Source organism: Paraburkholderia panacisoli (genome assembly GCF_008369935.1).
GTDB classification, from domain to species: domain Bacteria; phylum Pseudomonadota; class Gammaproteobacteria; order Burkholderiales; family Burkholderiaceae; genus Paraburkholderia; species Paraburkholderia panacisoli.
This window is the reverse complement of the sequence record NZ_VTUZ01000001.1, coordinates 186,851-210,415: the sequence shown is the minus strand read 5'-3', so window position 1 is coordinate 210,415 and position 23,565 is coordinate 186,851. Positions and strand designations below refer to the sequence as shown.

Annotated in this window: 29 protein-coding genes and 1 tRNA gene; 18 read left to right on the top strand and 12 right to left on the bottom strand. The window is 63.4% G+C overall.

The annotated features are described in order from the left end of the window. The 4 genes from FVF58_RS00955 to FVF58_RS00940 are packed head-to-tail and all read right to left on the bottom strand — an operon-like array spanning nt 1 to nt 2,538. Nucleotides 1–321 (bottom strand): nucleoside triphosphate pyrophosphohydrolase family protein, encoded by a 321-nt coding sequence (locus FVF58_RS00955; RefSeq protein WP_149668081.1) that lies wholly within the window; start codon nt 319–321, stop codon nt 1–3. Then, entirely contained in the window at nt 318–908 is a 591-nt protein-coding gene (locus FVF58_RS00950; RefSeq protein ID WP_149668080.1) for a hypothetical protein, read from the bottom strand. Before FVF58_RS00950 ends, FVF58_RS00955 begins: the two co-directional genes overlap by 4 nt. Next, nucleotides 886–2,175, bottom strand: coding sequence for a hypothetical protein (locus FVF58_RS00945; RefSeq protein ID WP_149668079.1), 1,290 nt, complete (start codon nt 2,173–2,175; stop codon nt 886–888). The genes FVF58_RS00950 and FVF58_RS00945 overlap by 23 nt, the downstream gene beginning before the upstream one ends. 51 nt (nt 2,176–2,226) lie before the next feature. Beyond that, the gene (locus tag FVF58_RS00940; protein ID WP_149668078.1) at nt 2,227–2,538 is read right to left on the bottom strand and encodes a hypothetical protein; all 312 of its coding nucleotides are present in this window, start codon (nt 2,536–2,538) and stop codon (nt 2,227–2,229) included. A 284-nt stretch (nt 2,539–2,822) separates the two neighbouring features. Here FVF58_RS00940 and FVF58_RS00935 point away from each other — a divergent pair, with 284 nt between their 5' ends. From FVF58_RS00935 to FVF58_RS00895, 9 genes are all read left to right on the top strand, one after another. Continuing rightward, on the top strand, nt 2,823–3,710 hold the full coding sequence (locus tag FVF58_RS00935) for a YqaJ viral recombinase family nuclease (protein WP_149668077.1): 888 nt from the start codon (nt 2,823–2,825) through the stop codon (nt 3,708–3,710). A 3-nt stretch (nt 3,711–3,713) separates the two neighbouring features. Continuing rightward, the gene (locus FVF58_RS00930) at nt 3,714–4,850 is read left to right on the top strand and encodes a hypothetical protein (protein ID WP_188130675.1); all 1,137 of its coding nucleotides are present in this window, start codon (nt 3,714–3,716) and stop codon (nt 4,848–4,850) included. Nucleotides 4,851–4,877: 27 nt separating this feature from the next. After that, nucleotides 4,878–5,378 carry a hypothetical protein gene (locus tag FVF58_RS00925; protein WP_149668076.1) on the top strand — a complete coding sequence of 167 codons (501 nt, stop codon included), beginning with the start codon at nt 4,878–4,880 and terminating at the stop codon, nt 5,376–5,378. Nucleotides 5,379–5,557: 179 nt separating this feature from the next. Then, nucleotides 5,558–5,776 (top strand): hypothetical protein, encoded by a 219-nt coding sequence (locus FVF58_RS00920; RefSeq protein WP_149668075.1) that lies wholly within the window; start codon nt 5,558–5,560, stop codon nt 5,774–5,776. 185 nt (nt 5,777–5,961) lie between these two features. Then, the gene (locus FVF58_RS00915; RefSeq protein ID WP_149668074.1) at nt 5,962–7,278 is read left to right on the top strand and encodes a hypothetical protein; all 1,317 of its coding nucleotides are present in this window, start codon (nt 5,962–5,964) and stop codon (nt 7,276–7,278) included. Between the two features lie 106 nt (nt 7,279–7,384). Beyond that, complete coding sequence (locus FVF58_RS00910; RefSeq protein WP_149668073.1) at nt 7,385–7,714, top strand: hypothetical protein; 330 nt, start codon at nt 7,385–7,387, stop codon at nt 7,712–7,714. A 12-nt stretch (nt 7,715–7,726) separates the two neighbouring features. After that, on the top strand, nt 7,727–8,029 hold the full coding sequence (locus FVF58_RS00905; RefSeq protein WP_149668072.1) for a hypothetical protein: 303 nt from the start codon (nt 7,727–7,729) through the stop codon (nt 8,027–8,029). Further along, the gene (locus FVF58_RS00900; RefSeq protein ID WP_149668071.1) at nt 8,029–8,274 is read left to right on the top strand and encodes a hypothetical protein; all 246 of its coding nucleotides are present in this window, start codon (nt 8,029–8,031) and stop codon (nt 8,272–8,274) included. Before FVF58_RS00905 ends, FVF58_RS00900 begins: the two co-directional genes overlap by 1 nt. Beyond that, nucleotides 8,271–8,570 (top strand): hypothetical protein, encoded by a 300-nt coding sequence (locus FVF58_RS00895; RefSeq protein ID WP_149668070.1) that lies wholly within the window; start codon nt 8,271–8,273, stop codon nt 8,568–8,570. The genes FVF58_RS00900 and FVF58_RS00895 overlap by 4 nt, the downstream gene beginning before the upstream one ends. On the opposite strand, the gene FVF58_RS51140 is transcribed toward FVF58_RS00895, so the two are convergent. Continuing rightward, nucleotides 8,567–9,214 (bottom strand): site-specific integrase, encoded by a 648-nt coding sequence (locus FVF58_RS51140; RefSeq protein WP_188130674.1) that lies wholly within the window; start codon nt 9,212–9,214, stop codon nt 8,567–8,569. The genes FVF58_RS00895 and FVF58_RS51140 overlap by 4 nt on opposite strands. Nucleotides 9,215–9,797: 583 nt before the next feature. Then, nucleotides 9,798–9,882, bottom strand: a tRNA-Leu gene (locus tag FVF58_RS00885). Between the two features lie 205 nt (nt 9,883–10,087). Here FVF58_RS00885 and FVF58_RS00880 point away from each other — a divergent pair. The 7 genes from FVF58_RS00880 to FVF58_RS00850 all read left to right on the top strand — a co-directional run bounded on the left by FVF58_RS00880 (nt 10,088) and on the right by FVF58_RS00850 (nt 17,676). Beyond that, a complete protein-coding gene (locus FVF58_RS00880) occupies nt 10,088–11,146 on the top strand; it encodes a LacI family DNA-binding transcriptional regulator (RefSeq protein ID WP_149668068.1) in 1,059 nt (352 codons plus the stop codon). A gap of 158 nt (nt 11,147–11,304) precedes the next feature. Continuing rightward, a complete protein-coding gene (locus FVF58_RS00875) occupies nt 11,305–12,363 on the top strand; it encodes an ABC transporter substrate-binding protein (RefSeq protein WP_149668067.1) in 1,059 nt (352 codons plus the stop codon). Then, nucleotides 12,360–13,184 carry an ABC transporter permease gene (locus tag FVF58_RS00870; RefSeq protein WP_149668066.1) on the top strand — a complete coding sequence of 275 codons (825 nt, stop codon included), beginning with the start codon at nt 12,360–12,362 and terminating at the stop codon, nt 13,182–13,184. Before FVF58_RS00875 ends, FVF58_RS00870 begins: the two co-directional genes overlap by 4 nt. 47 nt (nt 13,185–13,231) lie before the next feature. Continuing rightward, nucleotides 13,232–14,185 carry an ABC transporter permease gene (locus FVF58_RS00865; protein ID WP_149668065.1) on the top strand — a complete coding sequence of 318 codons (954 nt, stop codon included), beginning with the start codon at nt 13,232–13,234 and terminating at the stop codon, nt 14,183–14,185. Next, complete coding sequence (locus FVF58_RS00860) at nt 14,182–15,255, top strand: ABC transporter ATP-binding protein (protein ID WP_149668064.1); 1,074 nt, start codon at nt 14,182–14,184, stop codon at nt 15,253–15,255. Before FVF58_RS00865 ends, FVF58_RS00860 begins: the two co-directional genes overlap by 4 nt. A 56-nt stretch (nt 15,256–15,311) precedes the next feature. Continuing rightward, nucleotides 15,312–16,139 (top strand): phosphodiesterase, encoded by an 828-nt coding sequence (locus FVF58_RS00855; RefSeq protein ID WP_149668063.1) that lies wholly within the window; start codon nt 15,312–15,314, stop codon nt 16,137–16,139. A gap of 331 nt (nt 16,140–16,470) precedes the next feature. Then, nucleotides 16,471–17,676, top strand: a complete 1,206-nt coding sequence (locus tag FVF58_RS00850) for an MFS transporter (protein WP_149668062.1) — start codon at nt 16,471–16,473, stop codon at nt 17,674–17,676. A 37-nt stretch (nt 17,677–17,713) separates the two neighbouring features. Here FVF58_RS00850 and FVF58_RS00845 read toward each other — a convergent pair whose 3' ends face one another. The 5 genes from FVF58_RS00845 to FVF58_RS00825 form a co-directional block, all read right to left on the bottom strand. Beyond that, nucleotides 17,714–18,142, bottom strand: coding sequence for a response regulator (locus FVF58_RS00845; protein WP_149668061.1), 429 nt, complete (start codon nt 18,140–18,142; stop codon nt 17,714–17,716). A 20-nt stretch (nt 18,143–18,162) separates the two neighbouring features. Then, on the bottom strand, nt 18,163–18,795 hold the full coding sequence (locus tag FVF58_RS00840) for a response regulator (RefSeq protein ID WP_149668060.1): 633 nt from the start codon (nt 18,793–18,795) through the stop codon (nt 18,163–18,165). Between the two features lie 201 nt (nt 18,796–18,996). Then, on the bottom strand, nt 18,997–19,569 hold the full coding sequence (locus FVF58_RS00835; RefSeq protein WP_149668059.1) for a ferritin-like domain-containing protein: 573 nt from the start codon (nt 19,567–19,569) through the stop codon (nt 18,997–18,999). A gap of 111 nt (nt 19,570–19,680) precedes the next feature. Next, entirely contained in the window at nt 19,681–19,842 is a 162-nt protein-coding gene (locus FVF58_RS00830; RefSeq protein WP_006052455.1) for a DUF1328 domain-containing protein, read from the bottom strand. 93 nt (nt 19,843–19,935) lie between these two features. Continuing rightward, nucleotides 19,936–20,112, bottom strand: a complete 177-nt coding sequence (locus FVF58_RS00825) for a DUF1328 domain-containing protein (RefSeq protein ID WP_149668058.1) — start codon at nt 20,110–20,112, stop codon at nt 19,936–19,938. A 296-nt stretch (nt 20,113–20,408) separates the two neighbouring features. On the opposite strand from FVF58_RS00825, the gene FVF58_RS00820 reads away from it, so the two are divergent. Both FVF58_RS00820 and FVF58_RS00815 read left to right on the top strand, forming a co-directional pair. Next, nucleotides 20,409–21,878, top strand: a complete 1,470-nt coding sequence (locus FVF58_RS00820; protein ID WP_149668057.1) for a sensor histidine kinase — start codon at nt 20,409–20,411, stop codon at nt 21,876–21,878. Nucleotides 21,879–22,108: 230 nt separating this feature from the next. Further along, on the top strand, nt 22,109–22,246 hold the full coding sequence (locus tag FVF58_RS00815; RefSeq protein WP_149668347.1) for an entericidin A/B family lipoprotein: 138 nt from the start codon (nt 22,109–22,111) through the stop codon (nt 22,244–22,246). A 255-nt stretch (nt 22,247–22,501) separates the two neighbouring features. Here FVF58_RS00815 and FVF58_RS00810 read toward each other — a convergent pair whose 3' ends face one another. Beyond that, a complete protein-coding gene (locus tag FVF58_RS00810; RefSeq protein WP_149668056.1) occupies nt 22,502–23,296 on the bottom strand; it encodes a DUF4397 domain-containing protein in 795 nt (264 codons plus the stop codon). Between the last annotated feature and the right edge of the window lie 269 nt (nt 23,297–23,565).

Below are 23,565 nucleotides of genomic sequence, written 5' to 3'. Positions count from 1 at the left end.
TCAGTGCGGCCTCGGTTGATGATGCATGTAACGGTGCAGCGATTCCTGTTTGATCGACTCATGCTCGGCACACGCCACGCGGCGGATATCGCCCGCGTCGAACATGAGGCGTGCAGCGACATAGACGTGCGCCATTTCCTGTTCGAGCCAGTCGCGGTTCGTCGGGCCCCGCGGCATCAGCGGATTGCGGCTCTCATACCCGTGACGCAGAATCTTCCCGATTGCGTGGATCGCTTCGGCCATTTCCTCGGCAAGCAGCGCGAGCCGTTCGTGTTCCGCTTCATTGAGGCAGTTGAAGTGGTGCGTTTCGTGGATGCTCATGGTTTGCTCCCGATGCGCTTGACCTTGACACCCGCCTTTTCGAGTAGCTGCAATCCGGCGGGCGTGGGCAGTTCGTGAGGCGCGAAACGGTGCGCCTGTTCGCGCGTGATGCGACCACGGTCGGCGGCCTCAAGCAATGCGAGCAGCCTGCCATGCGGATCGGTGCCATACGACACCTGCCAGTGCGGCGCGCGTCCTGCATCGCGCGCGAGGGTCACGGCACGCGCGTAATGCTCACGGAACGCGAGCCGCGCGCCGACGTTGTCGCCCACGTCGAGCAGCGGCAGTGCGACGCCCCATGCCGACGCCATCTCGTCGGTCCAGACAATCGTCTGCGCCTCGTCACGTGGCATCAGCGCCCACGCCTCGTCGGGCCCAGGGCGGCCGTCATCGATGCGCGACACGACGTCCTGCACGGTGAGCACGCCGCGCACTTCGCGACGGCAACGCGTGAGCGCGGCCAGCACCTGTTCCTCGGGAAAGCGGCTCAGGTCGTGCGCGAACATCTTCGCGGCTGGCGCCGAGAACACGCGCCCGCACAGTTCCGCCGTCACAGCGATAGCCTCAAGCAATGCGATGCTTGGCATGGTTGACCTCTGCGGGTTTGGCCTGCTGTTCCTGCGCGCGGGCCTCGGCAAAGAGCGGCGCCATCGCATTGAAGTTCGCCGCGGTGCGGTCTGCCTGCGCGGCCTCGGTCGACGTCATCGGCCGCTGCGTGACCCATTCGGTGCGCAGTTTCTCCGCGTCCTGGAGCATCGAGCCGACGAGGTGCATGTGCTGCACGTAGAAGCGGTTGTTGTGCGTCAGGTAGAACCGGACGATTTCCGGCGCCTCGACCATGCCGACGCGCTTGACGAAATTCACCATCTGCGAGTTGACCGTGGCGTTGCGGATCGGCTCGACGCCATAGCGGGCGGCATACGCCTCGCTGTACGCGGCCCATGTCGCGGCGGTGTCCGGCAACGACGCCTTGCGCGACGCCGTCGCTGACGCCGTTCTCGACGCCTTGCGTGACGCCGTTGCGGATGGCGTCCCGGATGGCGTCACGGACGCCGTTGCATCGCTCTCAGCCTTGTCCGGCAAGGGTTCGACGGTTTCGTCGGTGTCGTTTTCGACGGCGTTTGCAGGCTCGTTGCCGCTTTTTTGGTCACCCTTCGCGCGCGCGTGTACCAGCGGCGAAGCCGCTGGAACGGTTTTGACTTTGGGGTTCTGTTTACTGCTCTCTGTTCTCTGAGTAACGGATGGCGTACGGGACGGCGTTAAGGACGCCTTAACGGATGGCGTACGCGAAGGCGTGCTGGACGCCGTACGTGATGCCCTCCGTGACGGCGTACCGAACGGCGTACCGAACGGCGTCGGCGGGCTGATGCTCGCCTCAAACGCTTGTGCGTAGGCCGTTCCGAGTTTGTCAACGTGATCTTTCAGCGCGTGATAAATGCGATCTTTCAACGCGCAATCGGGTATCAGATCCCACTCGTTGCGCCACGACTTGACCGCGTTCGGCGATGACGGACTGTTGTATTCGATGCCGTGAGGCAGCCAGATCAACTGCGCGTCCCAATCGAAGTTGCTCATTTTTTGTGCAGCAATCTCGTCGAAGCAACGGTCGAAGTCGTCCTGCGACCAGTTCAATGTCTCCGCCATCGCCATGCGGCCAGCGCGCACGACACCCGGAATCCCGCGCGTGAACGGGCCGGTGAGCAGATAGAGCCATAACGACTGGCCCGACGCGGGCATCGGCGAAAGCTGCTTGAACTTCTGGTCGGTCCAGGTGCGGATCAGAACCTTGCGGTACGGGTTGTGCACCTTGCGTGTGCGCGGCTGGTCGACGGCCTCGCCTGAGCATATTTTCATCGGAAACTCCAGTTTCTGTTACAGGCTGTTTCAATCCGTTTCAATTACCCGTCATTCGCTTGCAAGTCGATTAACGTTGTCAATCGGCTTTGGACTTTTTTTGTGCTTTATGCGGCCATTTTTTCGGCCATTTCTCAATCTGGTTAAGGCTTTATCGTTAATCAGCGGAATGAATCGACAATAGTCATCGCCTAATAAGACGGCCCATTCCAGTTCAGGCCGCAATGCAATAAAAAAACGCAGATAATGGTCCGCAAGCCTATGCTGGGACTGCATCTGCGAGACATAATGGGGGGGCACACCGGTCAGGCGGCTGACCGCATTTCTACCGCCCATCAATTGCACGATCTGTTTTACGTTCATCCGAACAACGTTAATTCGTCAAATAGAAAATGCAAGGGTTGTCATTATCTTGACCAATTCGTTTCAGTCGTATTTACTCCAGCGAACCGAAAACATTCGTTGCGACATAACTCGACTTAACTCATGAACGGGCTCTTCCAACACCGCGCATATCTGCGTCACCTGTCGCAACGCCAGCGCCGGGCATGGTTCGAACAGTGGAAGCATGCGCATCCCCGCGTTCGCATCGGCTCCGCATACCTGCCACCCAGCGTGGCGCGCACCTTCGCTTACGTCAAACTCTCATGAACCGCGAACAATGGCTTGCCGAACGCCGTCATGGCGTCGGTGGCAGTGACGCCGCTGCCGCACTTGGACTGTCGCCGTACAAGAGCACCTATGCGTTGTGGGCCGAAAAGACCGGCGAGGTCGAAGCTGAAGATATCGATCACGTCGAGCGTGTGCATTTCGGACGAATCATGGAGGACATCATTGCGCGCGAGTACGCGCGCCGCATGGGCGTGAAGGTGCGCCGCCGCAATGAAATACTCCGTCATCCGAAATATCCGTGGATGCTGGCGAACGTGGACCGCATCATCGAAGGCCAGAAGCGCGGCCTCGAATGCAAGAACGTCGACGCAATGGCGTTCCGCATGGGCGAATGGGGCGAACCCGGCTCCGACGAGGTGCCCGAAGACTACCTGTTGCAGTGCCAGCACTACATGATCGTGCTCGACTATCCCGAGTGGCATCTGTCCGCATGTGTCGGCGGCAACCGCCTGGAACTGTTCATCATCCGGCGCGATCCGGAATTGGCGGAAATGATTATCGACGGCGAGCGCGATTTCTGGCAGCGCGTCGAGCGTCACGACGCACCCGAACTGGACTACTCACGTCCCGACACACGCCAGTTGCTGGCGAAACTCTATCCGGGCACGGACGGCACCGAAGTGGCGTTCGATGACGATATCGAGCACTGGCACCGCGTCAAGGAACAGGCCAGCGCGCTCACCAAGCAGTACAGCGACGTCGCCGACGCAGCACGCAACCATATCCTCGCCGCACTCGGTAACGCCACGTTCGGGCGTCTTGCCGATGGCAGCGGTTATCGCCGCAAGACCATCACGCGCAAGGCATACGAGGTCGAAGCGGCCACCTACGTTGACTGTCGCCATGTGAAGGCAAAGGACTAGACCATGAATGACATTGCGAATCCGTTCGGCTCCAGCGCGCCGCGTCATGAAGGCGCGGTCGTATCGGTTGAACAGCAGAAGGCAATCGCCGAAGTCCAGGCGGCTCTGCTCATCGCGCGAGCGCAACCCCGTGATCCGCGTCACGCGATGGACCGCATCCTTCAGGACTGCACGCGACCGAAGCTCGCGGAGAAAGCGACCTACCAGTACAGCCGCGGTGGCAACGATATCACCGGGCCGAGCATCAAGCTCGCCGAGACCATCGCGAAGCACTGGGGCAACATGGAAGTCGGCGTGAAGGAAATCAGCCGTCGCGAGGGCGTGTCCGAATGTCTCGCGTATGCATGGGATCTCGAGTCGAACTACCGCGAGGTCAAGTCGTTCACCGTGCGCCACTGGCGCGACAAGAAAAACGGCGGCGGCTATGTGCTGACCGACGAGCGCGATATCTACGAACTGATTGCCAACTACGGCGCGCGCCGCAAGCGCGCCTGCATTCTCGCGGTGATCGACGGCGACGTGATCGAAGCGGCCGTCGAGCAGTGCGACACGACGCTGAAAACGAAGATCGACATCAACGCGGAGTTCATCGCGCAGATGGTCGAGCGCTTCGCCGAGTTGGGCGTCAACAAGGAAATGATCGAGAAGCGCATCCAGCGCCGTCTTGACTCGCTCACGCCTGCGCTCGCGGTGCAGTTGCGCAAGATCTACAACAGCCTGAAAGACGGCATGAGCGTCGCGGCGGACTGGTTTGAACTGCCGACGCTCGCGACGGACGAGGCGCCGGCCGCGAACGCCGCTGCGAGCCGCACAGAGTCGGTGAAGTCACGTATGCGCGGCAAGGCGGAACAGACCGCGCAACAGATCACCCAGCCGGCAGAGCAACCCACTGAGCAACCGGCAGGCAATCAGGAAGAACAGGCGGGCGAACCGGGCGAGGAAAGTCATGCCCCGTTCAGCTACGCCGAGATTGTCGCGATGCTCCTGGAGTCGGAAAACAACGATCAACTTGACCAGGCCGCCGACCTGATCGCGAGCATCACCGATCCGCAACAGCGTCAGGAACTGGTCGACGTGTTCAACGAGAAACGCGAACAGTTGAACAACAAGCCTGCGCGCCGTCCGCGCGGAAAGAACTAGCCGCTGGCATCCATCAGGGAGAACAACATGGTCCGTGTCAATGAAGGCATTGCAATGGCGAGTGAGACGGTCGCGGGTGATCTGTTGAACGCGCTCACGCGCGAGTTGAAGGTCATGCCCGATATCTGGCCGAAGCTGTCCGAGCAGGAACAGAACGCGATCATCGAGCGCCTGCGCATGCGCGTGGCCGACAACGTACGCCAGGCCGTCAAGCTGATCGCGAGCGAGAAGCGTGTCACGGTCGTCGCCGACCTGAAGAAGATCGTGTTCGGCGAGAAGGTCGAGGCTGTGCTCGCGATTTCCGACCGCGACCCGGCGCGCCTCGATCTTGCGGACGCGCGCGGCCAGATGTGCCTGATTGTCGTCGCCGATTCGCAGGCGCACATGGGCGGGCTGGACGAGGTGAAGGGCGAGCCGGATCAACCGGGCCTGCCCGGTGTCGATGGCGATGGCGGCCCAGGCAAACAGATCATCGAGCAGATCAGCCGTCGCTCGAAGAAAAAGGGACCGCCGGATCCGCTTCACTGAACAGGAGCCGCAATGTATCTCGAATATCTCGAATATCGCGCAGCGCTCGCGCAGCTTGCGCCGTATGTGCACCCTCTGACGTATATCGAGTGGCTGGATTTTTTCGACAGGAGCGCAAAGCAATGATGAATCTGTGGGACGCGACGACTCAGGACCATTTCAGAACGGGAGACGAACCCATGAGCAAAGGCGCAAAGAAGCAGCGTGAACGGATCGGAGCCGGTGAAGATGTGATCGACTTCGACTCGTTCGAACCGGACTACGAGCATGCGTGCGACACGTGCGGCGAGACGCCGACCGTGACCGCTGTGAAGGACGGCGAGGTCATCTATAGCCCCGGTCTGTGCGGTCCCTGTTGCTGGGGCATGGCCGAGTGCCTTGACCCGGCTACATGGTGATTTTGAGCATATCTATTTTGTTGTTAATGCAACGATCTCAGTAACCCACCGCATCATCTCATTCAGCCAACTCATGGCTTGCTGGTTGATACAAATTGAATGACTTTTTTTCTGGCTCGGACCCTTTTCGACGATCTATATTTCTTCGCAGACCGCTTAAAACGCTGTAACAAAACAGGAGATACATGATGCATCCGTATGTTCAGGTGATGGACCGCAAGCGCCAACGCGAATCAATGAATGGTCACGCTGTACCGGTTGTATCGAAGCCCGTCCGATGGACGCCGGAGGAAGCGGAGCGCGTCGCGCATGCGTCGTACCGGATACTCAACGCCGAACACATCTCGAGCATCGCGGCGGTACTACGCGGACAGGAGGAAGCGCTGGAGCCACACCGGCATCGCTCGATCCGCCAGATGAAGGACATCGAGTCGGCGATCATTCCAATCTGGAAGTCGCTGCGCGCCGCCGAGCCAGAAAAGCAACCGGACGCCGATGCGTCGTCCTCCTCGACGGAACCGGTCCCGGCCCCGGAGGAAACCGCTGCGGAACCCGTGCCGGAATGTCCCCCCGTGCAGTCCATCGATGGACCCGACGTTGCACCGACTGCCAACGCTGATGCGCATGTCGAGGAATTCGTTGCACGCGCAACCAACAAAAACGCGCCGGAACCTGACGAACGCAAGGCGATGGTGCGCTGGACCGACGCCGAAAAGCTCATCGTTGCGCGCGAGAGCAAACGATTGCGTGCCTCGTTCGCCGACATGACGCCGCTCGAAGCGATCCGCAAGGCCGTGTTCGGCTATCTGCCCGGACACCGCCAGCGAACCATCACGACGATGGCCGAAGTGAAATGGATTCATGAGCTATGGCAACAGATCGATGCTGTTGAACAGGCCGAGGCGCGCGAGCGAGCGGCGGCGGCGGACTCCGCGAAAGCCGAAGCCATCGCCGAAGCTGTCAAACCTGCCAAAGCCGCGCCAGTGAATCTGCCTGACCTTTCCATTGAATCGCTCATCCGGGCGCTCGCGATGAAGATCGGCCGGCAGCTGATCCGCGGCTTAGGTGAGCAGATACAGGAAGCCGTCATGCGACAGGTCATCAACACATTGCAGGGAATACCCATGCAACCGGGCGCGCTGCCCGAGGGCACGACACGCGTGCACACGCCGCCGCGTGAGCGCAAGCCGCGCGTCACGGTTGTCGGTCTGCTGAATCAACAGGCCGAAGACGTGAAACGTGCCTTTGCCGACGCGGTCGAGTTCACGTTCATCAAGTCGCAGCAGGTCGGCGGCAGTGGCGGGCACGGCGGCGCCGGCATGCTCGCGCGCGGCGCTCAGGCTGACGTGGTGCTATCGATGGTCGATTTCACCGGGCATGACGTGGACGCCGCGTCGAAGCATCTGGACGTCCCGTTCGTGCGCGTGAATGGCAGTGTGTCTGCGCTCAAGCGCTGGCTCTCGCACTGGTTGAACGGCGAGGTCGCGCTCGCGCGCCATTAAAGGAAAGGAAGTCTTTGCGTGCTGTGGGGCATGCGTGAGAAGGCCAGGGCTCGTTGTCGCGTGACGACACATTGTTCAAAAAAACCAACTCCCCACGAGAAGACAAATGAACGCTGGAAAGCGGCGGCGGCGCGAGCCGCGCTCGACGTATAGCTACACCATTGAAGAGGAATTCGTTTGCATCATCGATCATGACCGCGGCCGGTCGGTTACGAACGACGCTGCAAACGTGATCGCCGATCTCGTTGCCGCTGGCATCGACGTCGCGAAGTATCGAATCATCTATCGCGATACGGCGGGCATCTGGGACTTGATGTGCACGGCTGGCGGCACGTTTGCAGGCTTCATACACCTGAACGCCAGGACGAAGGAAGAAGCGAAAGCGCGGCGATGTTGCGCGCCGGATGATGCAGCAGCGCAGAGAGGACCATCTTAGAGGGAGGTTCAAATGGCAACGCTGAATGAAACATGGCAACACCTGGCGCAACGGTTCATTCCCGCGTCCGCGACCGCGTCACAGCGGCGCGATATGGAAATTGCGTTCTATAGCGGCGCGTCGGCGCTCGCAGAGATTCTGCTGGCGTTGCCTGATCTTGACAACGAGGATGCGCGCGCGCGGGTGATCGATGCCGTCCAGGACGAAGTGGACGCGTTCAAGCTGCGCATGCTCATCGACATTCTCGGCAACCTGTTCGAGCCGACAACACCGCGCGAGCCGCATAGCCGGTTCAACCCGAAGGGAGCCACATGATGTTCCGCTGCCTGTTCTGCCGTCAAAAGGCGATGCCGAAGTTCGCGCGTGGCTGGGACTGGTTCACCGGCTATTTCGACCGCACGGTGCACGTCTGCCCCGTCTGCCAGAAAGAGCGCGCGCGCGAGGTCAGTGAACTGTTCCGGCGTGCGCAGGCCAAGCCGCTGCTGGGCAAGACCAACTCGCTCGATATGGTATTGATGGAAGTGAAGGCCCGACAGGATGAACACGAGGGCTCACCATGACCGAAACTGAAACGATCGACGTACTGGCGGCGCGCATCGCCGCGAATCTGGCGAAGCTGGACCCGCACGTGCCCCTGGGCGTCGCGCTGTGGGATATCGAAACCATTGCGGCTTATCTGAAACGCTCGCCCGAATCAACGCGCAACCGCATCGTATGCTTGCCGGGTTTTCCGCAGGTAATCAGGTTGCCGGGAGAGAAGCCCGGAGCGCGTAGCAGACCGCTGTGGAAGGCGATTGAAGTGATACGGTGGGCCGAGTCATACCGGAATGACCACGGCCCGAAAGCGGCGCACTAGTTCGCAAGTTTCTTGGCCATGTCCTCGGCTGTCTCGTTGTAGTAGACCATCAGGATATCGAGGTCACGGATACCGACCATGCGCGCCAGGTCGAGAACGGCAAGTTTCTTTGCGAGGCGCGTGATTGCCTCATGCCGCGTGTCGTGAAAATGAAGGTCTTTGATCTTGCACTTGTCGCGTGCCTTGCGGAACAGTGCATCAAGCTGTGAAGTGTTCACCTTGAAAACGGGATCGGCCTTGTTTTCCTTGTCGCGCAACGGCGCAAAACTCTGAATGATCTTGATCGCGCGCGGCGATAACGCGACGTCGCGTGCGAAACCGTTTTTGGTTTTCGGAAAGTGCACATACTGGCGCGAAAGCGTCACGCGGTCCCACGTCAGGCGAACCATTTCGCTGGCCCTCGCGCCGGTTTCAATGGCAAACAGGAACATTGCGCCGACTCGTGCCGATATCGTTGCAAAGTCATTCCCGCCGTAGCCAAGGGCGAACAGAAGTTTTTCGGATTCGTCGTCACTTATGCGACGGTCGCGCGGCTTCGGTTCTTTCGGACGGCGCACGCCCGACAATGGGCTTTTCTCAATCAGTTTCGATTCATCGCGCGCGACGCAAAAAATGTTCGAGTACAGGTTCATTTCGCGGATCACGGTCGCGCTGCTCACATGTTCGAGCCGCGCATCGCGCCAGTCGGCGAACTGCTGTGACGTGCATTCGCTCAGGCGCGTTGCGGCGATTGCCTCGTTATCGGCCAGGAATTTTTCGATCCGCGATTGCTCCCACTTCGCGCCGTCTTTCGTCGTCGATACCTTCTGACTGTAGCGCCGGAATAATTCCGCAACCGTCATGCTTTCGGCGGTGGGCGGCGCGTTCGGCGCACGGTAGGTGCCGTTAAGGATCGCAGCCTCGACTTCGCCCGCCCATGCCTGGGCTTTTGCCTTTGTATCGTATGTGCCGGTTGCACGCACGCCGCGCCGTTCGACATAGGCGCGCCAACCACCTTTCACCTTCTGAAACGATGCCACAAGCTTTCCCCTTTTCGGTTCAGCGCGCGGGCGCGCTTGCCCGCGTGGGAAAGTATGTGTGATTTTCGTGGGATTTCAAGCGATTTTGCGTTCTGTCGCGTTGCGCGCCGTCATTCAAGGTCGACTGACGGAAAGCCCGGAAAGCCTTATCTGGCTTGAGTTTCACGGCATTGCGTTGCGTTGCGTTGCGTGCCGTCAAAATGTGCCCTGGTGCCGGGGACCGGACTCGAACCGGCAAGCTGTGAAGCGGCGGATTTTAAGTCCGCTATGTTTACCAATTTCATCACCCCGGCAGGGGCCGCAATCGCGCGCGGTCGCGAATTCTACCATCGCCCGGCGAGCGCACCAAACCGTGGCATCGCCGTGGCTAGCCGACCTGCAACCGCGCCGCAACTCCTCGTGCGCCGCCGCGCCTCGATCGAAACCGAAGTCATCCGGCAGTCACAAACGTTCCCGATAATCCGCTCACGAAAACGTTTACAGCCAGAGCGGAAACCCATGATCCCGACGATCAAAGATGTCGCCGCCCACGCGGGCTTTTCCATCGCCACGGTCTCGCGCGCGATCAACGCGCCGCACACCGTGAACCCCGTCACGCTCGACAAGGTGCGTCAATCCATCGACGCGCTGAACTTTCGTCCCAGCCCGCTCGGCCGCCAGTTGCGCGGCGAGCGCACACGGCTGATCGGCGTGGTGCTGCCGACGCTCGCCAATCCGGTGTTCGCCGAATGTCTGCAGGGCATCGACGAACTCGCGTCGGCGCAAGGCTACCGCCTCATGCTGATGACCACCCAGTACGACGCGGACCGCGAACGCCACGCGATCGAAACGTTGCGCGAACAGCGCGTGGAAGGCTTGATCCTGACCGTCACCGATGCCGACACGCATCCGCTGCTCGACGAGCTCGACCGCGCCGGCCTGCTCTACGTGCTGATGCACAACGATACCGTGCGGCGGCCGTCGGTCTCGGTCGACAACCGGCTCGCCGCATATGACGGCGTGCGTCAGCTGATCGCGCACGGCCACCGGCGCATCCTGATGCTCGCCGGCACGCTGGCCGCGTCGGACCGCGCGCGCCAGCGTCATCTCGGCTACGCCCAGGCGATGCAGCAAGCCGGCCTCACCCCCGCACCGGCCCTCGAAGTCGACTTCAACGCGGAAGAACTGCAGCCGTCCGTGCTCGCGCATCTGACGAGCGGACCGAATCGCCCGACCGCGCTCTTCTGCAGCAACGACCTGCTCGCGATGGTCGTGATGCGCGGCCTGCGCCGCGCGCGGCTGCGCATACCGCATGACATGTCGATTCTCGGCTTCGACGGCCTCGCGATGGGCGAGTTGTTGTCGCCGCCGCTCGCGAGCATTTGCGCGCCGAATCGCGAAATCGGCTGTGCGGCCTGGCGGCGTCTGCTGGCGCGCGTCACCGGCAACGACGATGCCGGCGGCAAGCCGTCGCTCTCGCTGACCTTGCCGCACAGCTTGCGCGAAGGCGCGACCATCGCGGCGATTTCGAACTGTACCGAAACCTCGCTGCCGCGAGTTTCGGCGGCGATCGAGTAGCCGTTGGCGCAGGCACGCCGCAAGAGTTACATCGATTGCGTGAACGGCATGAGTTGCACAAACCCTGCGCCCAGCCGTTTCGCACAGCATCAAAGCGACTCGCCCCCATTAGTCGACCCACGAACCACCCGCTCTCTTCTTTCACCAGGAGACCCGCAGTGATCCGCTCATCCTCACGCTTTGCTTCGTCGCTCACACCGCTGTGGCGCCGGCTTGCGCACGTCATGATCGTCGCCGGCGCGGCGCTTGTCACGGTCGCACCGCAAGCGGCCCATGCCGACGAAACCGCGATCTGCTACAACTGCCCGCCCGAATGGGCCGACTGGGCGGGCCAGATCAAGGCGATCCAGCAGAAGACCGGCATTCGCGTACCGTTCGACAACAAGAACTCCGGCCAGTCGATCGCACAACTGATGGCCGAGCAGAAGAGCCCGGTCGCCGACGTGGTGTATCTCGGCGTCTCGTCGGCCTACCAGGCGAAGGACAAAGGCGTGATCCAGCCGTACAGGCCCGCGCACTGGGACGACATTCCCGCCAACCTGAAGGACCCGCAAGGCTACTGGTTCGCGATCCACTCGGGCACGCTGGGCTTTTTCGTCAACAAGGATGCGCTCGAAGGCAAGCCGGTGCCGCGCTCGTGGGCCGACCTGCTCAAGCCGGAATATAAAGGGATGATCGGTTACCTCGACCCGTCGAGCGCGTTCGTCGGCTATGCGGGCGCGGTCGCGGTGAACCAGGCGCTCGGCGGCACGCTCGATAACTTCGAGCCTGGCCTCGACTGGTTTCGCAAGCTGAAGGCCAATGCGCCGATCGTGCCGAAGCAGACCGCGTACGCACGGGTGATGTCCGGTGAGATTCCGATCCTGCTCGACTACGATTTCGACGCGTACCGCGCGAAGTACAAGGATCACGCAAACGTCGAATTCGTGATTCCGAAAGAAGGCACGATCTCGGTGCCGTATGTGATGAGCCTCGTGAAAGGCGCGCCGCACGCAGACAACGGCAAGAAGGTGCTCGACTTTGTGCTGTCCGACGAAGGCCAGAAGCTGTGGGCCGACGCCTATCTGCGCCCGGTCCGCGCGACCGCGATGAGCGCGCAGGCCGCCGCGAAATTCCTGCCGGCCAGCGATTACGCTCGCGCCCAACCCGTCGACTTCGGCAAGATGGCCGGGAAGCAGGCGAGCTTCGGCGAGCGCTATTTGCAGGTGATGCATTGAACGACATCACGTTCCCGCTGCGCTGGCGCATCGCGTTGATCGCGCCGGCGCTGGCGGTGTTCCTCGCGTTCTGGCTGCTGCCGATGGCCGCCCTCGCGCAATTGAGCGGCGACGGCCACGCGTTCGCCACCTATCGCGCGATGCTGACGAATCCGCGCTACCTGTCGAGCCTCAGCGCGACCGTCGCGCTGTCCGCGGCGGTCACGGCCGCGACGCTGGTGTTGTCGGTGATCGCCGGTCTGCTGCTCGCGCGCCGCGAGTTTGCGTTCAAGCGCACGCTGCTCGCGCTGCTGACGTTTCCGCTCGCGTTTCCCGGCGTGGTGGTCGGCTTCATGGTGATCATGCTGGCGGGGCGCCAGGGATTGATCGGCGCGCTCTCGCTGAAGCTGACCGGTGACCGCTGGGTGTTTGCGTATTCGATGAGCGGCCTCTTTCTCGGCTATCTGTACTTCTCGATTCCGCGCGTGATCGTCACCGTGATGGCGTCGGCGACCAGGCTCGATGCGTCGCTCGAAGAAGCGGCACGCTCGCTCGGCGCGTCGCCGTGGCGGATCTCGCGCGACATCGTGTTGCCCGCCCTGTCGCCGGGATTGATCGCGGCGGGCGCGGTGTGTTTCGCGACCGCGATGGGCGCGTTCGGCACGGCTTTTACGCTCGCCACCGACATCGACGTGCTGCCGATGACCATCTACACCGAGTTCACGCTCAACGCGAACATGGTGACGGCCGCCGGACTTTCGATCCTGCTTGGCATCGTCACGTGGGCCGTGCTGGCGTTCGCGCGCAGCGTGAGCGGCGCGGCGGTGGCGGCCAGCGCATGAGCGGCATGTCCAGTCCCGGCGCTTCCAAATCCGAAGATGAAACTTCGATGAACTCCATCACAGCCTCTGCGCGGTCCGCGATCCACGCACCCACCAGCGCACGCTCGCGCTTGCGCATGCCCGCCACGCGCACCTGGCTCGCCGCCGGTCAATGGCTCGTCACGCTGCTGCTGTGCGCGTTTCTGATCGTGCCGGTCGTCATGTCGATCATGGCGGGGCTCACGGTCAACTATTTCAAGGGCCTCTCCAGCGGACTCACGCTGCGCTGGCTCGTCGAAGTGTGGGCGCAATATCACGGCTCGGTGTGGCTGTCGCTCGAAGTGGCGGCGGCGACCCTGCTCATCACGCTGCTGACCGGCGTGCCCGCGGGCTATGTGCTCGCGCGCAGCAAGACGCGGCTCTCGCGCATCGTCGAAGAGTGTCTCGTGCTGCCGATCGCGCTGCCCGGTCTCGCGTCGGCGCTTGCGCTGCTGGTGGTCTACGGCGGCTTCACGCGGTTCCGCATGAGCGCCGCGTTCATCGTCGTCGGGCATGTGGTGTTCACGCTGCCCTTCATGGTGCGCGCGGTCGCCGCGATCTGCGCGAGCAGCGATCTGCGCACGCTCGAAGAAGGCGCGGCGAGTCTCGGCGCAAATTTCTTCCAACGCTTCGTGACGATCGTGCTGCCGAACGCGCGGCCAGGCATCGTGGCGGGCGCGCTGGCGGTGCTGACGCTGTCGATCGGCGAATTCAACCTCACGTGGATGCTGCACACGCCCGATACGAAGACGCTGCCCGTCGGCCTCGCCGACACCTACGCGTCGTTGCGCATCGAGATCGGCAGCGCGTACACGATCCTGTTCTTCATCATGACAATGCCCCTGCTCGTCGCGATGCAGTGGCTCGGCGTCGACGCGACCGGCCAGCGCGGCGCGGCGAAGAAGCGCGGCGGCGTCGCTGCCACGAAGTCCGCTTCGATGCCCGCTTCGACGCCTTCTCCTGAATCCATCACAACGCCATGAAACTCGCTTCCGTTCCCATCACGCTCACGCAGTGCGCGAAAACGTTTCGCGGCGCCCGCGTGCTCGAACCGCTCGATCTGAAGATCGATGCAGGCGAGACCCTGGTGCTGCTCGGGCCGTCCGGCTGCGGCAAGACCACCACCCTGCGTCTGATCGCGGGGCTGGAGGCGCCCGACGCTGGCGGCCACATCGCGTTCGGCGATGACGACGTCACCGCGCTGCCGATCGAGAAACGCCAGGTCGGCATGGTGTTCCAGAGCTATGCGCTGTTTCCCAACCTGAGCGTGCGCGGCAACATCGGCTATGGTTTAAAGATCAAACGCGTGCCGGCCGGCACGGCGCGCCAACGCGTCGACGAACTGCTCGGCATGATGCGTCTCACCGCGCACGCCGACAAACCGATCGATCAGCTTTCCGGCGGCCAGCGTCAGCGCGTCGCGCTGGCGCGCGCGCTCGCGGTGCAGCCGCGCGTGCTGCTGCTCGACGAGCCGCTGACCGCGCTCGACGCGCGTTTGCGCGACACGTTGCGCAGCGAGATGAATACGCTGCTGCGCGAACTGGGCATCACGACCGTCTACGTGACGCACGACCAGGCCGAGGCCATGGAGCTCGGCGACCGCATCGTCGTGATGAGCGCGGGACGCATCGAGCAGATCGGTTCGCCGCGCGAGATCTACTACCGTCCGGCGAACCGGACCGTCGCGCAGTTCGTCGGCACCATCAACCGGCTCGCGGGCGAACGGCGCGGCGGCATGCTGACGACGACCGGCGGCGCGGTGCCGCTGCCGCCGGGCCCCGCTGAAGCAAACCCGTCGAACGCGACGAATGCGTCAAACCAGCGGCACGAGATTTTCTTCCGTCCCGAGGACGCATGGCTCGCCGACCCGGCGACCGCGCACCTGCGCGGCCGCATCGAAGGCAGCGCGTTTCTCGGCGAGCGCACGCGTTTGACGATCGGCGGCGCGGCGCCCGACCCGTTGCTGATCGACGTCGCGGGCCGGGTCGAGCTGGCGCGCGGCACGCCGGTCGGCATCTCGATCGCGCAGGACGCGCTGATCGCGCTATCGTAGCGAGACGCCGCGCCGTGATCCCACGCTCAACAGATAAAGATTCAAGAGGACTCCCCATGCTGCTGGCTCAAATTAGCGACCTGCATATCAAGCGGCCCGGTGCGCTCGCCTACCGGCGTGTCGATACCGGCGCGTATTTCGCGCGCTGCGTCGCCGCGCTCAATGCGCTCGAACCGCGTCCCGACGCGGTGATCATCACCGGCGATCTCGTCGACCAGGGCGACCCGGAGCAATACGAGCATCTGAAGACTTTGCTCGCGCCGCTCGCGATCCCCTATTTCCTGCTGGTCGGCAATCACGACGAACGCGCCGCGTTGCGCGCGGCGTTCCCCGAGCACGCGGAATTGCAAAGCGGCGGCGAGTTCGTGCAATACGCAGTCGATGTCGGACCGCTGCGCGTGATCGCGCTCGATTCGATGGTGCCGGGACAAAGCGCCGGCACGCTGTGCGACGCAAGGCTCGCGTGGCTCGCCACGCAACTCGATGCGGCCCGGGGCAAGCCGACGGTGGTGGCGCTGCATCATCCGCCGTTCGTCTGCGGGATCGGGCATATGGACGAACTGCGGCTCGACCCCGTCGCGGCCGACCGGCTTGCGGCGCTGATCGCGCGTTATCCGAATGTGGAGCGGGTGATCTGTGGGCACGTGCATCGGCCGATGTTCGTGCGCTTCGGCGGCACGATCGCGTCGGCGGTGCCGTCGCCCGCGCACCAAGTCGGGCTCGATCTGCGCGACGACGCGCCGTCGGCGTTCGTGATGGAAGCGCCCGCGTATGCGCTGCATCGCTACGATCCGGCGACGGGCATCGTCACGCATCACGCGTATGTGGATGCCGCCGACGGACCTTATCCGTTTTACGAGCCCGAAGGCGCGTTGATCGACTGAGCGTGTCGGCTCACACGTCGATGAAGGTCTCGCGCACGCGCCGGGACCGCCTGAAACACGGTATCCCGGGCACCCAGCGGCTCGCACGGCTTGCACGAAACCGTCGAGCGTAATGGCGGTCACGATGCCGCTCGCGCGCCACATGTAAGCGCCGGGCAGCGAGGCGCCGGTGGCTCGACCATCGCGCGATCAACACCCTTCAACACCCCGTCAACGCTCGATACTCCCCACGCTCGCGAGCCTCGCGGCCGTCAGCACGATCCGCCCCGCTCCGGTATGATCGGCACGCTTGAGGACCGCGCATGGGCCGGTCCATCGCTCAGCCTCTCTCATGTCCACTTCAGACGCTTCCAATCCCGCTACCGCCGACCGGTCGTTGCGCGGCCTGCTGTTTCTGCTCGCCACCATTGCCGGCGTCTCGGTCGCGAACATCTACTACAACCAGCCGCTGCTCGACAACTTCCGCCAGTCGTTTCCGGCCAGCGCGTCGTGGGTCGGCACGGTGCCGGCCGTCACGCAGCTTGGCTACGCGGCCGGCATGCTGCTGCTGGCGCCGCTCGGCGACCGCTTCGATCGCCGCCGACTGATCCTGCTGCAGATCGCCGGCATGTGCGTCGCGCTAATCGTGGCGGCCGCCGCACCGTCGCTCACCGTGCTGATCGGCGCGAGTCTGGCGATCGGCGTGCTCGCCACCATCGCGCAGCAGGCCGTGCCGTTCGCCGCCGAACTCGCGCCGCCGTCGCAGCGCGGCCACGCGGTCGGCATGGTGATGAGCGGGTTGCTGCTGGGCATCCTGCTGGCGCGCACCGCTGCAGGCGTGATCGCCGAATATTTCGGCTGGCGCTCGGTGTTCGGCGCGTCCGTCGTCGCGTTGCTGGCGCTGGCGGTCGTCATCATCCTGCGTTTGCCGAAGAGCCAGCCGACCTCGACACTGCCCTACGGCAAGCTGCTGGTGTCGATGTGGCATCTGTTGCTCGAGCATCGTGCGTTGCGTGAAGCGTCGCTGACCGGCGCGGCGCTGTTCGCCGCGTTCAGTATTTTCTGGTCGGTGCTGGCCTTGCTGCTGGCGGGCGCGCCGTTTCACCTCGGCCCGCAGGCGGCGGGGCTGTTCGGCATCGTCGGCGCGGCGGGCGCGCTGGCCGCGCCGCTTGCCGGCAAGTTCGCCGACCGGCGCGGACCGCGCGCGATCATCACCGTGTCGATCGTGCTGGTGGCGATTGCGTTCGTCGTGTTCGGCGCGTCGGCGAAGAGCATCGCCGGGCTGGTGATCGGTGTGATCGTCCTCGACATCGGCGTGCAGGCCGCGCAGATTTCCAATCAATCACGCATCTACGCACTGAAGCCCGAGGCGCGCAGCCGCGTCAATACGGTGTACATGGTCGCGTACTTCATCGGCGGAGCGCTCGGCTCGGCGGTCGGCGCGGCCGTCTGGCCGGCCTTCGGATGGCTCGGCGTCAGTGTGGCCGGCATCGTGTTCGCATCACTCGCGGCGTGGAACCATCTGCGCTTGCCGGCGCGCGCGGAAGTGTTGGGTTAGTGGCTGGGGTCGCTGGCCCGGCGTCCTCGCGCCGCGCTCACCCGCCGCTGCGCGCGGACGCGTACTCGTGCAACGCGTCGATCACCCGATCGAACTCGAACGACTTGTCGTAAAAGTGGCGCACGCCATACTGTTCGCAGCGCTCCCGATACGCGGGCAACGCGTGATTGGTCAGCACCGCCGCGAACATCGAGTCGATCAGCCCTTCACGCTGCAAGTAAGCCAGCACCGGCGCGCCCGAGCCCTGCTTCAACTGCAGGTCGACGATCACCGCATCGAAGGCTTCATCGCTCAGCAGCGCGATCGCCTGATCGGCGGTATCGGCATAGGCGGCCACCTGCAGCAAACCGGACGCGTCGATCGCTTCCACGAGGCTGCGGCGAATCAGCGGTGAATCCTCGATCAGCAACACGCGCAACGGTGCATGGCTGGCTCGCTCGGCAACGGGGTTCGATTCGCTGTTCATCGGGGTATCTCGATCGTCCGTTATTCGATCAAGCCGTTCTTGATCGCGTAATAAGTCAGATCGGCATTGTTCGCCAACCGCATCTTCTCCAGCACGCGCGCGCGGTACGTGCTCACCGTCTTCACGGACAGATGCAACTCCTCCGCGATCTCGGTGGGAAGGCGCCCCGCCGCGAGCTTGCAGAAAATCTGGAACTCGCGCTCGGACAGCGCTTCATGGGGCCGCCCGGCGGCCGGCTTGTCGAGATTGTCGGCGAGCGTGTCGGCCACCGCCTCCGACAAGTAGCGGTGGCCACGCGCCACCGCGCGAATCGCCCGCACGATTTCATCGGGCTCGCAGTCCTTGTTCAGATAACCGTTGGCGCCCGCGCGCAGCAGGTTGATCGCGTACTGACTCTCCGGGTAGCCCGACAGAATCAGCACGCCCTGCTCCGGGCGCACCTGCTTGATCACCCGCAGCGTGTCGATGCCGTTCTTGTCCGGCATCGCGATGTCGAGCAGGACCACGTCGAACGCCTGCTCGCGCACGAGGCTGATGGTTTCGTCGCCGGTGGCGGCTTCGGCGGCGACGCACATATCCGGCTCGTCGGCGACGAACTGCCTGAAACCACCTCGGACGATCGCATGGTCGTCAGCTATCAACACTCGGATCATCGGCTCTGTGCCCCTGCTGTGGAAAACGCTCCGAAGCAGACATTGTAATGACCGCCGGCTACGCGCCAATGCCGCGCGCTGGCCGACAGGCCGGAAGGTCGGGACGCAGGCGGCGCAGACCGGCGCGGCAACCGACACGGGAAACGTCCAGACCCACCCGCGTCTGCCACACCGTCCGCACTGCCTGCGTGTGCTTGCGCGTTATTCGCGGCCCTGCAGAAGATCCGCCATGTCGTCGGCATGCTCTTCTTCGACCGCGAGAATGTCTTCGAACATACGACGCGTCGTCACATCCTTCTCGCCGAGATAGCGGACGATCTCGCGATAGGTGTCGATCGCGATCCGTTCGGCGACCAGGTTCTCGCGGATCATGTCCGTCAGACTGTCGCCTTCCTTGTATTCCGAATGCGAGCGCGTCTTCAGACCGTCCGGCGCGAAGTCCGGCGCGCCGCCCAGTTGCACGATGCGCTCGGCGATGCGGTCGGCGTGTTCCTGCTCTTCCGTGGCGTGCTGCGCGAATTCCGCAGCCACGGCCTCGGAGTTGATGCCCTTGGCCATGAAGTGATGACGCTTGTAACGCAGCGTGCAGACGATTTCGGTGGCCAGCGCGTCGTTGAGCAGCTTCAGCACCGTCTGACGATCCGCGCCATAGGTCTGCGTGACCGGACCATCCGACATGTGCTTGCGCGCGTCCTCGCGGATCTTCTTGACGTCCATCACGAACGGATCGCTCGATTGCGAGGCGCCGCCCTGGGCGCCAGATTGCTTCGTCATTGAATTTCTCCTTGAGCGGGTATGGGGGGAATTGCGCATCCCGCACGAATCGCGCCTGATGCGCCGGCAAAGGGAATGACTGCGGGAATGACCGCGGGAATGACTGTGCTCCTACGTTCGGAACACGCCGAGCAGCAACGTGACCACGAACACGACGAGAAAGATATAAAACAGGATCTTCGCGATTTCGGCCGCGCCCGCCGCGATACCGGTAAAACCGAACACGGCGGCAATGATCGCAATCACGAAAAAGACGATGGCATAGTGAAGCATGGCGACTCTCCCTTTCTATTGGTATCGGCGAAAAGCGCACCGCTCCTTTTGTCCGAAGCGACGCGCGGCGCGCAACCCGTTCGACGGGCGGCGCTAATCGATGATCTTCCTGGTCACGACGAAGCCCAGCACGAGGAACACCACGCACAGAATCACGAACACGACGAACAGGAACTTCGCGATTGCCGCAGCGCCGGCTGCGATTCCCGTAAAGCCGAGGAGGCCGGCGATCACGGCCACGATGGCGAAGAACAACGCCCACTTCAACATGATGGCTTCCTCCCGAAACGATGAGTTGAACGATCAGGTCCATCCTATCGAGCGGCCGCGCCGAGCGCATTCCGACGCACGCCGGTTTTCGTGTGAGAATCCGCTTACATGGGATTACGGCAGCGTTACGCGGCGCGCAGCGGCGAAGCCGATGCGAGTCACCGTGATGACGGGCTGATGGCGGCGCGACAGCGAAGCGCGATCCCGGCACCGCAAATGCAACGCCATCGGCAACGTCATTCGCAGCACCAGCCGCAGCGCACGCTACACCGATGCCCCATCCGAGGAGCCCCGACGTGCCGAATGTCCAGAACGAGCCGACCGCGCAGCACCCAGGCGCCGCAGCGCGACTGAGCGGCTGGATGCGCAACCGCAGCTGGGCGATCGCGATGACGGTGGCGATCGTGATTACGGTGGGCGGCCTGGTGATTCTCGAGACCGCGCGCGAGCGCATTGCCGCCGAATACGAAACCGCGCTCGAAGCGCGCGACGTCACCGTGCAACTGAGCACGCTCGCCAGTCAGCTATCGCGTCTGAGCGCGCAGGAAAACCATTTTCTTCTGACGAAGGAAGACGCGTCCGCCCATGCTTTTTGCGCGACCGCCGCGCGCATTCGTCAGAGCACTGGGCAACTGGATCACTTCTATCGCAGCGGCCGCGCCGACAGCGCCGAACTCGCGAGCTTCACGCAGATCCTCGCGCTGATCGAAGCGCGCATCGGCGCGGGCGCCGCCGCGCTGCAGCGCGCGGCGCCCCATCCGCTCGATCTCGGCGCCTGCGGCGGAGTAAGCGCGGTCGATCCGGCCGATGCGTCGCTGATCGATAGTACGCTCACGCTGCTGCGCGACAACGAGGAGCGCCGCGCGCAGCACGCGCTCGCCGCGAGCCGCGCCGACCAGCGCATCTCGACGCTGTGCGCAGCGGGCCTGTCGGCGCTGAACATCGTGCTGTTCATTCTGCTGTTTCGCAATCTCGGCATCCAGATCGACCGGCAGGCGCGCGTGCAGCGTCAGCTGATCACGCAGCAGGAAGGACTCGACCAGCTCGTCAACGAGCGCACCCGCCAGCTCGAAGCGCTCGGCTGGCACCTGCAGGCGGTCAGCGAAAACGAAAAGACCCAACTCGCGCGCGAACTGCACGACGAACTCGGCGCGATCCTGACCGCCAGCAAGATGGACGTGGCGTGGGCCAACCGCAAGCTGAAGGACAGCGCGCCCGACATCTCCGAAAAACTCAAGCGCGCGCTCGCCAATCTCGACCAGGGCATTGCGCTCAAGCGCCGCATCATCGAAGACATGCGGCCCACGGTGCTGGCGAACTTCGGGCTCGTTACCGCGCTGCGCACGCTCGCCGACGAAGCCGCGCAGCGCAACAACTGGACCCTCGAACTGCACCTGCCCGCCGATGACATCCAGCTCGACGAGCAAACGGAGATCGCCCTCTTTCGCGTCGCGCAGGAGTCGCTGACGAACGCGGCGAAGTATGCGCGGGCCTCGAAGGTGTCGATCGCGTTGCAGGTCGGCGACGGCCAGGTGGCGCTGCATATCGCCGACAACGGCGTCGGCATCATGCCGGCCGATCTGAAGCGCACCCATACGCATGGGCTGCTCGGCATGCGTCAGCGGGTCGCCGCGCATGGCGGACGCTTCGATATCCGGCGCGGCGCGCCGAACGGCACCGAGATCGACGTGGTGATGCCGAGCGTCAGCACCGCGACGCCTTCGGTCGATCTGCCGCCGGCGACGCCATCGCGAACCCCGGTCTAGCAAGGCCGGGGGGCATCCGGTGAATGCGGTTGTAGGACTGCGCCGACGCAAACACCGGATGACGCCTACAACAAAATCGCCACGCAACTGACAGCGCGGCCCCCGCCCTTTTTTTACCATGCAATCAGACCGGATCGACTGGCGTAAGCCCCGGTCGGACGACAAGCTAGCGCGTGCGGTACAACGCGGGCACATCCACCGATGCATTCTCGACAGGGAGAACCTCCATGATGACTCGACTGATCGCTTTGCTTCTCATTGCAGGCTCGGCCGCCGCGCTCGCCGGTTGCAACACGATGGCCGGCGCCGGTGAGGATATTTCGAAGGGTGGCAACGCCATTACGAACTCGGCTGAAAAGGCCAAGTAAGAAGTCCGATTGCGTATGATCGAACGGACGCGCCTCGCGGCGCCGGTCCGTGCAGAAGTTCGACAGCCCGTCGCGGGAAACTGCGGCGGGCTTTTTTTTACGGACGCCGAAAGATTTCGTGCGCCCACGCACGCAAAACAAAACGGCGGTCCACTTGCGTGGACCGCCGCTCCGTCCTCCCCAGGACTTGTCGTTTATCGAGTGCGCTTCCGGCAAGGCGGGCCCGCTAAGCGGGCCCGCCTTGCCGCCGCGAGCCTATTGCCCCGTCAGCGTATTCGACAACTCGACGCTCGGCGTGCTGGTGTTGCCGTTCTGCACGATCAGCAGATGGATCTGCCCCGGCACGAGTGCGCTGAGGGCGCCGCCGCTCGGCACCGACGTGACCAGCCAGTCGGCGTTGTTCGACAGCGTGAACGATTGCGACTGGAAGATCGGCGTCTTGCTGCCGGCCGCGGTCGCGATCAGCACGTATTGACCGCCGGACACGTAGATCGAATCCTGGCCGCTCGCCGGCACCGCGTTCTTGAACGACACGCCCGCCATCGTCGGCGAGACCTTGGTGATGTCGGTGGAGGTGGACTGCACCAGGTAGAGGTCGAGATTGGTCGCATTCGCCGACGCGTTGAAGCCGCGCACCCGCGCGCTATTGGATAGCAGCCCCTTGTCGAACGGATCGTCGATCAAGCCGATATCCGGCGCGGCGACACCGGGCAAGGCCAGCACCGTGTATTCGTGGCCCTTCGCGACGTCCAGGAAATTGCCGCTCGCGAGCGCGGTCGTGGTGCCGGTCGCCGCGTAAGCGACCGTGGTCGGGCCCGTGTTGATATTGGTGAAGTTCGTCACGCCTTTATAGCCGATGTTCGTCTGCCCTGAAGGCGCGCTGCCGTTCACGAGAAAGTCCACGGCCGGACCGCTCGGAATCGCGTGAACGAAATGGATCTCCGGATTGGTCAGCCCGAGTTCCTTGCCTACGTCGTCGGAACCGCCACCGCATGCGCTCAGAACGGATGCGACGGCCACGACGGCCGCCATGGTTCGGATCATTTTCATGGTGTTCACCTGTATCGATGTTCGGGCACTCGACCCATTGATTTTATGAGCGTCCCGCTGCGGACCTCGCGCCGTCCGGCATCGTGTTCGTTGATCGTTTGAACGGTGCCGGACGGCGCTCCGAGGCGGTCGCCCCCTCCCTATCCCTGCCACACATCGCGCCTGATTCGACCTGCTTCTCCCTGCGGCGCGGTCCGTGTCGATGGACGATCGCCAATGAGCAATGCGTGTGCCGCCCTGTTCGATCTGGCTAAAGACGACTGACGAAT

Bases quoted from the DNA above. Each gene is read 5' to 3' on its own strand.
- FVF58_RS00955 (WP_149668081.1), bottom strand. From the start codon at position 321: ATGAGCATCCACGAAACGCACCACTTCAACTGCCTCAATGAAGCGGAA.
- FVF58_RS00950 (WP_149668080.1), bottom strand. From the start codon at position 908: ATGCCAAGCATCGCATTGCTTGAGGCTATCGCTGTGACGGCGGAACTG.
- FVF58_RS00945 (WP_149668079.1), bottom strand. From the start codon at position 2,175: ATGAAAATATGCTCAGGCGAGGCCGTCGACCAGCCGCGCACACGCAAG.
- FVF58_RS00940 (WP_149668078.1), bottom strand. From the start codon at position 2,538: ATGAACGTAAAACAGATCGTGCAATTGATGGGCGGTAGAAATGCGGTC.
- FVF58_RS00935 (WP_149668077.1), top strand. From the start codon at position 2,823: ATGAACCGCGAACAATGGCTTGCCGAACGCCGTCATGGCGTCGGTGGC.
- FVF58_RS00930 (WP_188130675.1), top strand. From the start codon at position 3,714: ATGAATGACATTGCGAATCCGTTCGGCTCCAGCGCGCCGCGTCATGAA.
- FVF58_RS00925 (WP_149668076.1), top strand. From the start codon at position 4,878: ATGGTCCGTGTCAATGAAGGCATTGCAATGGCGAGTGAGACGGTCGCG.
- FVF58_RS00920 (WP_149668075.1), top strand. From the start codon at position 5,558: ATGAGCAAAGGCGCAAAGAAGCAGCGTGAACGGATCGGAGCCGGTGAA.
- FVF58_RS00915 (WP_149668074.1), top strand. From the start codon at position 5,962: ATGATGCATCCGTATGTTCAGGTGATGGACCGCAAGCGCCAACGCGAA.
- FVF58_RS00910 (WP_149668073.1), top strand. From the start codon at position 7,385: ATGAACGCTGGAAAGCGGCGGCGGCGCGAGCCGCGCTCGACGTATAGC.
- FVF58_RS00905 (WP_149668072.1), top strand. From the start codon at position 7,727: ATGGCAACGCTGAATGAAACATGGCAACACCTGGCGCAACGGTTCATT.
- FVF58_RS00900 (WP_149668071.1), top strand. From the start codon at position 8,029: ATGTTCCGCTGCCTGTTCTGCCGTCAAAAGGCGATGCCGAAGTTCGCG.
- FVF58_RS00895 (WP_149668070.1), top strand. From the start codon at position 8,271: ATGACCGAAACTGAAACGATCGACGTACTGGCGGCGCGCATCGCCGCG.
- FVF58_RS00880 (WP_149668068.1), top strand. From the start codon at position 10,088: ATGATCCCGACGATCAAAGATGTCGCCGCCCACGCGGGCTTTTCCATC.
- FVF58_RS00865 (WP_149668065.1), top strand. From the start codon at position 13,232: ATGAACTCCATCACAGCCTCTGCGCGGTCCGCGATCCACGCACCCACC.
- FVF58_RS00860 (WP_149668064.1), top strand. From the start codon at position 14,182: ATGAAACTCGCTTCCGTTCCCATCACGCTCACGCAGTGCGCGAAAACG.
- FVF58_RS00855 (WP_149668063.1), top strand. From the start codon at position 15,312: ATGCTGCTGGCTCAAATTAGCGACCTGCATATCAAGCGGCCCGGTGCG.
- FVF58_RS00850 (WP_149668062.1), top strand. From the start codon at position 16,471: ATGTCCACTTCAGACGCTTCCAATCCCGCTACCGCCGACCGGTCGTTG.
- FVF58_RS00845 (WP_149668061.1), bottom strand. From the start codon at position 18,142: ATGAACAGCGAATCGAACCCCGTTGCCGAGCGAGCCAGCCATGCACCG.
- FVF58_RS00840 (WP_149668060.1), bottom strand. From the start codon at position 18,795: ATGATCCGAGTGTTGATAGCTGACGACCATGCGATCGTCCGAGGTGGT.
- FVF58_RS00835 (WP_149668059.1), bottom strand. From the start codon at position 19,569: ATGACGAAGCAATCTGGCGCCCAGGGCGGCGCCTCGCAATCGAGCGAT.
- FVF58_RS00830 (WP_006052455.1), bottom strand. From the start codon at position 19,842: ATGCTTCACTATGCCATCGTCTTTTTCGTGATTGCGATCATTGCCGCC.
- FVF58_RS00825 (WP_149668058.1), bottom strand. From the start codon at position 20,112: ATGTTGAAGTGGGCGTTGTTCTTCGCCATCGTGGCCGTGATCGCCGGC.
- FVF58_RS00815 (WP_149668347.1), top strand. From the start codon at position 22,109: ATGACTCGACTGATCGCTTTGCTTCTCATTGCAGGCTCGGCCGCCGCG.
- FVF58_RS00810 (WP_149668056.1), bottom strand. From the start codon at position 23,296: ATGAAAATGATCCGAACCATGGCGGCCGTCGTGGCCGTCGCATCCGTT.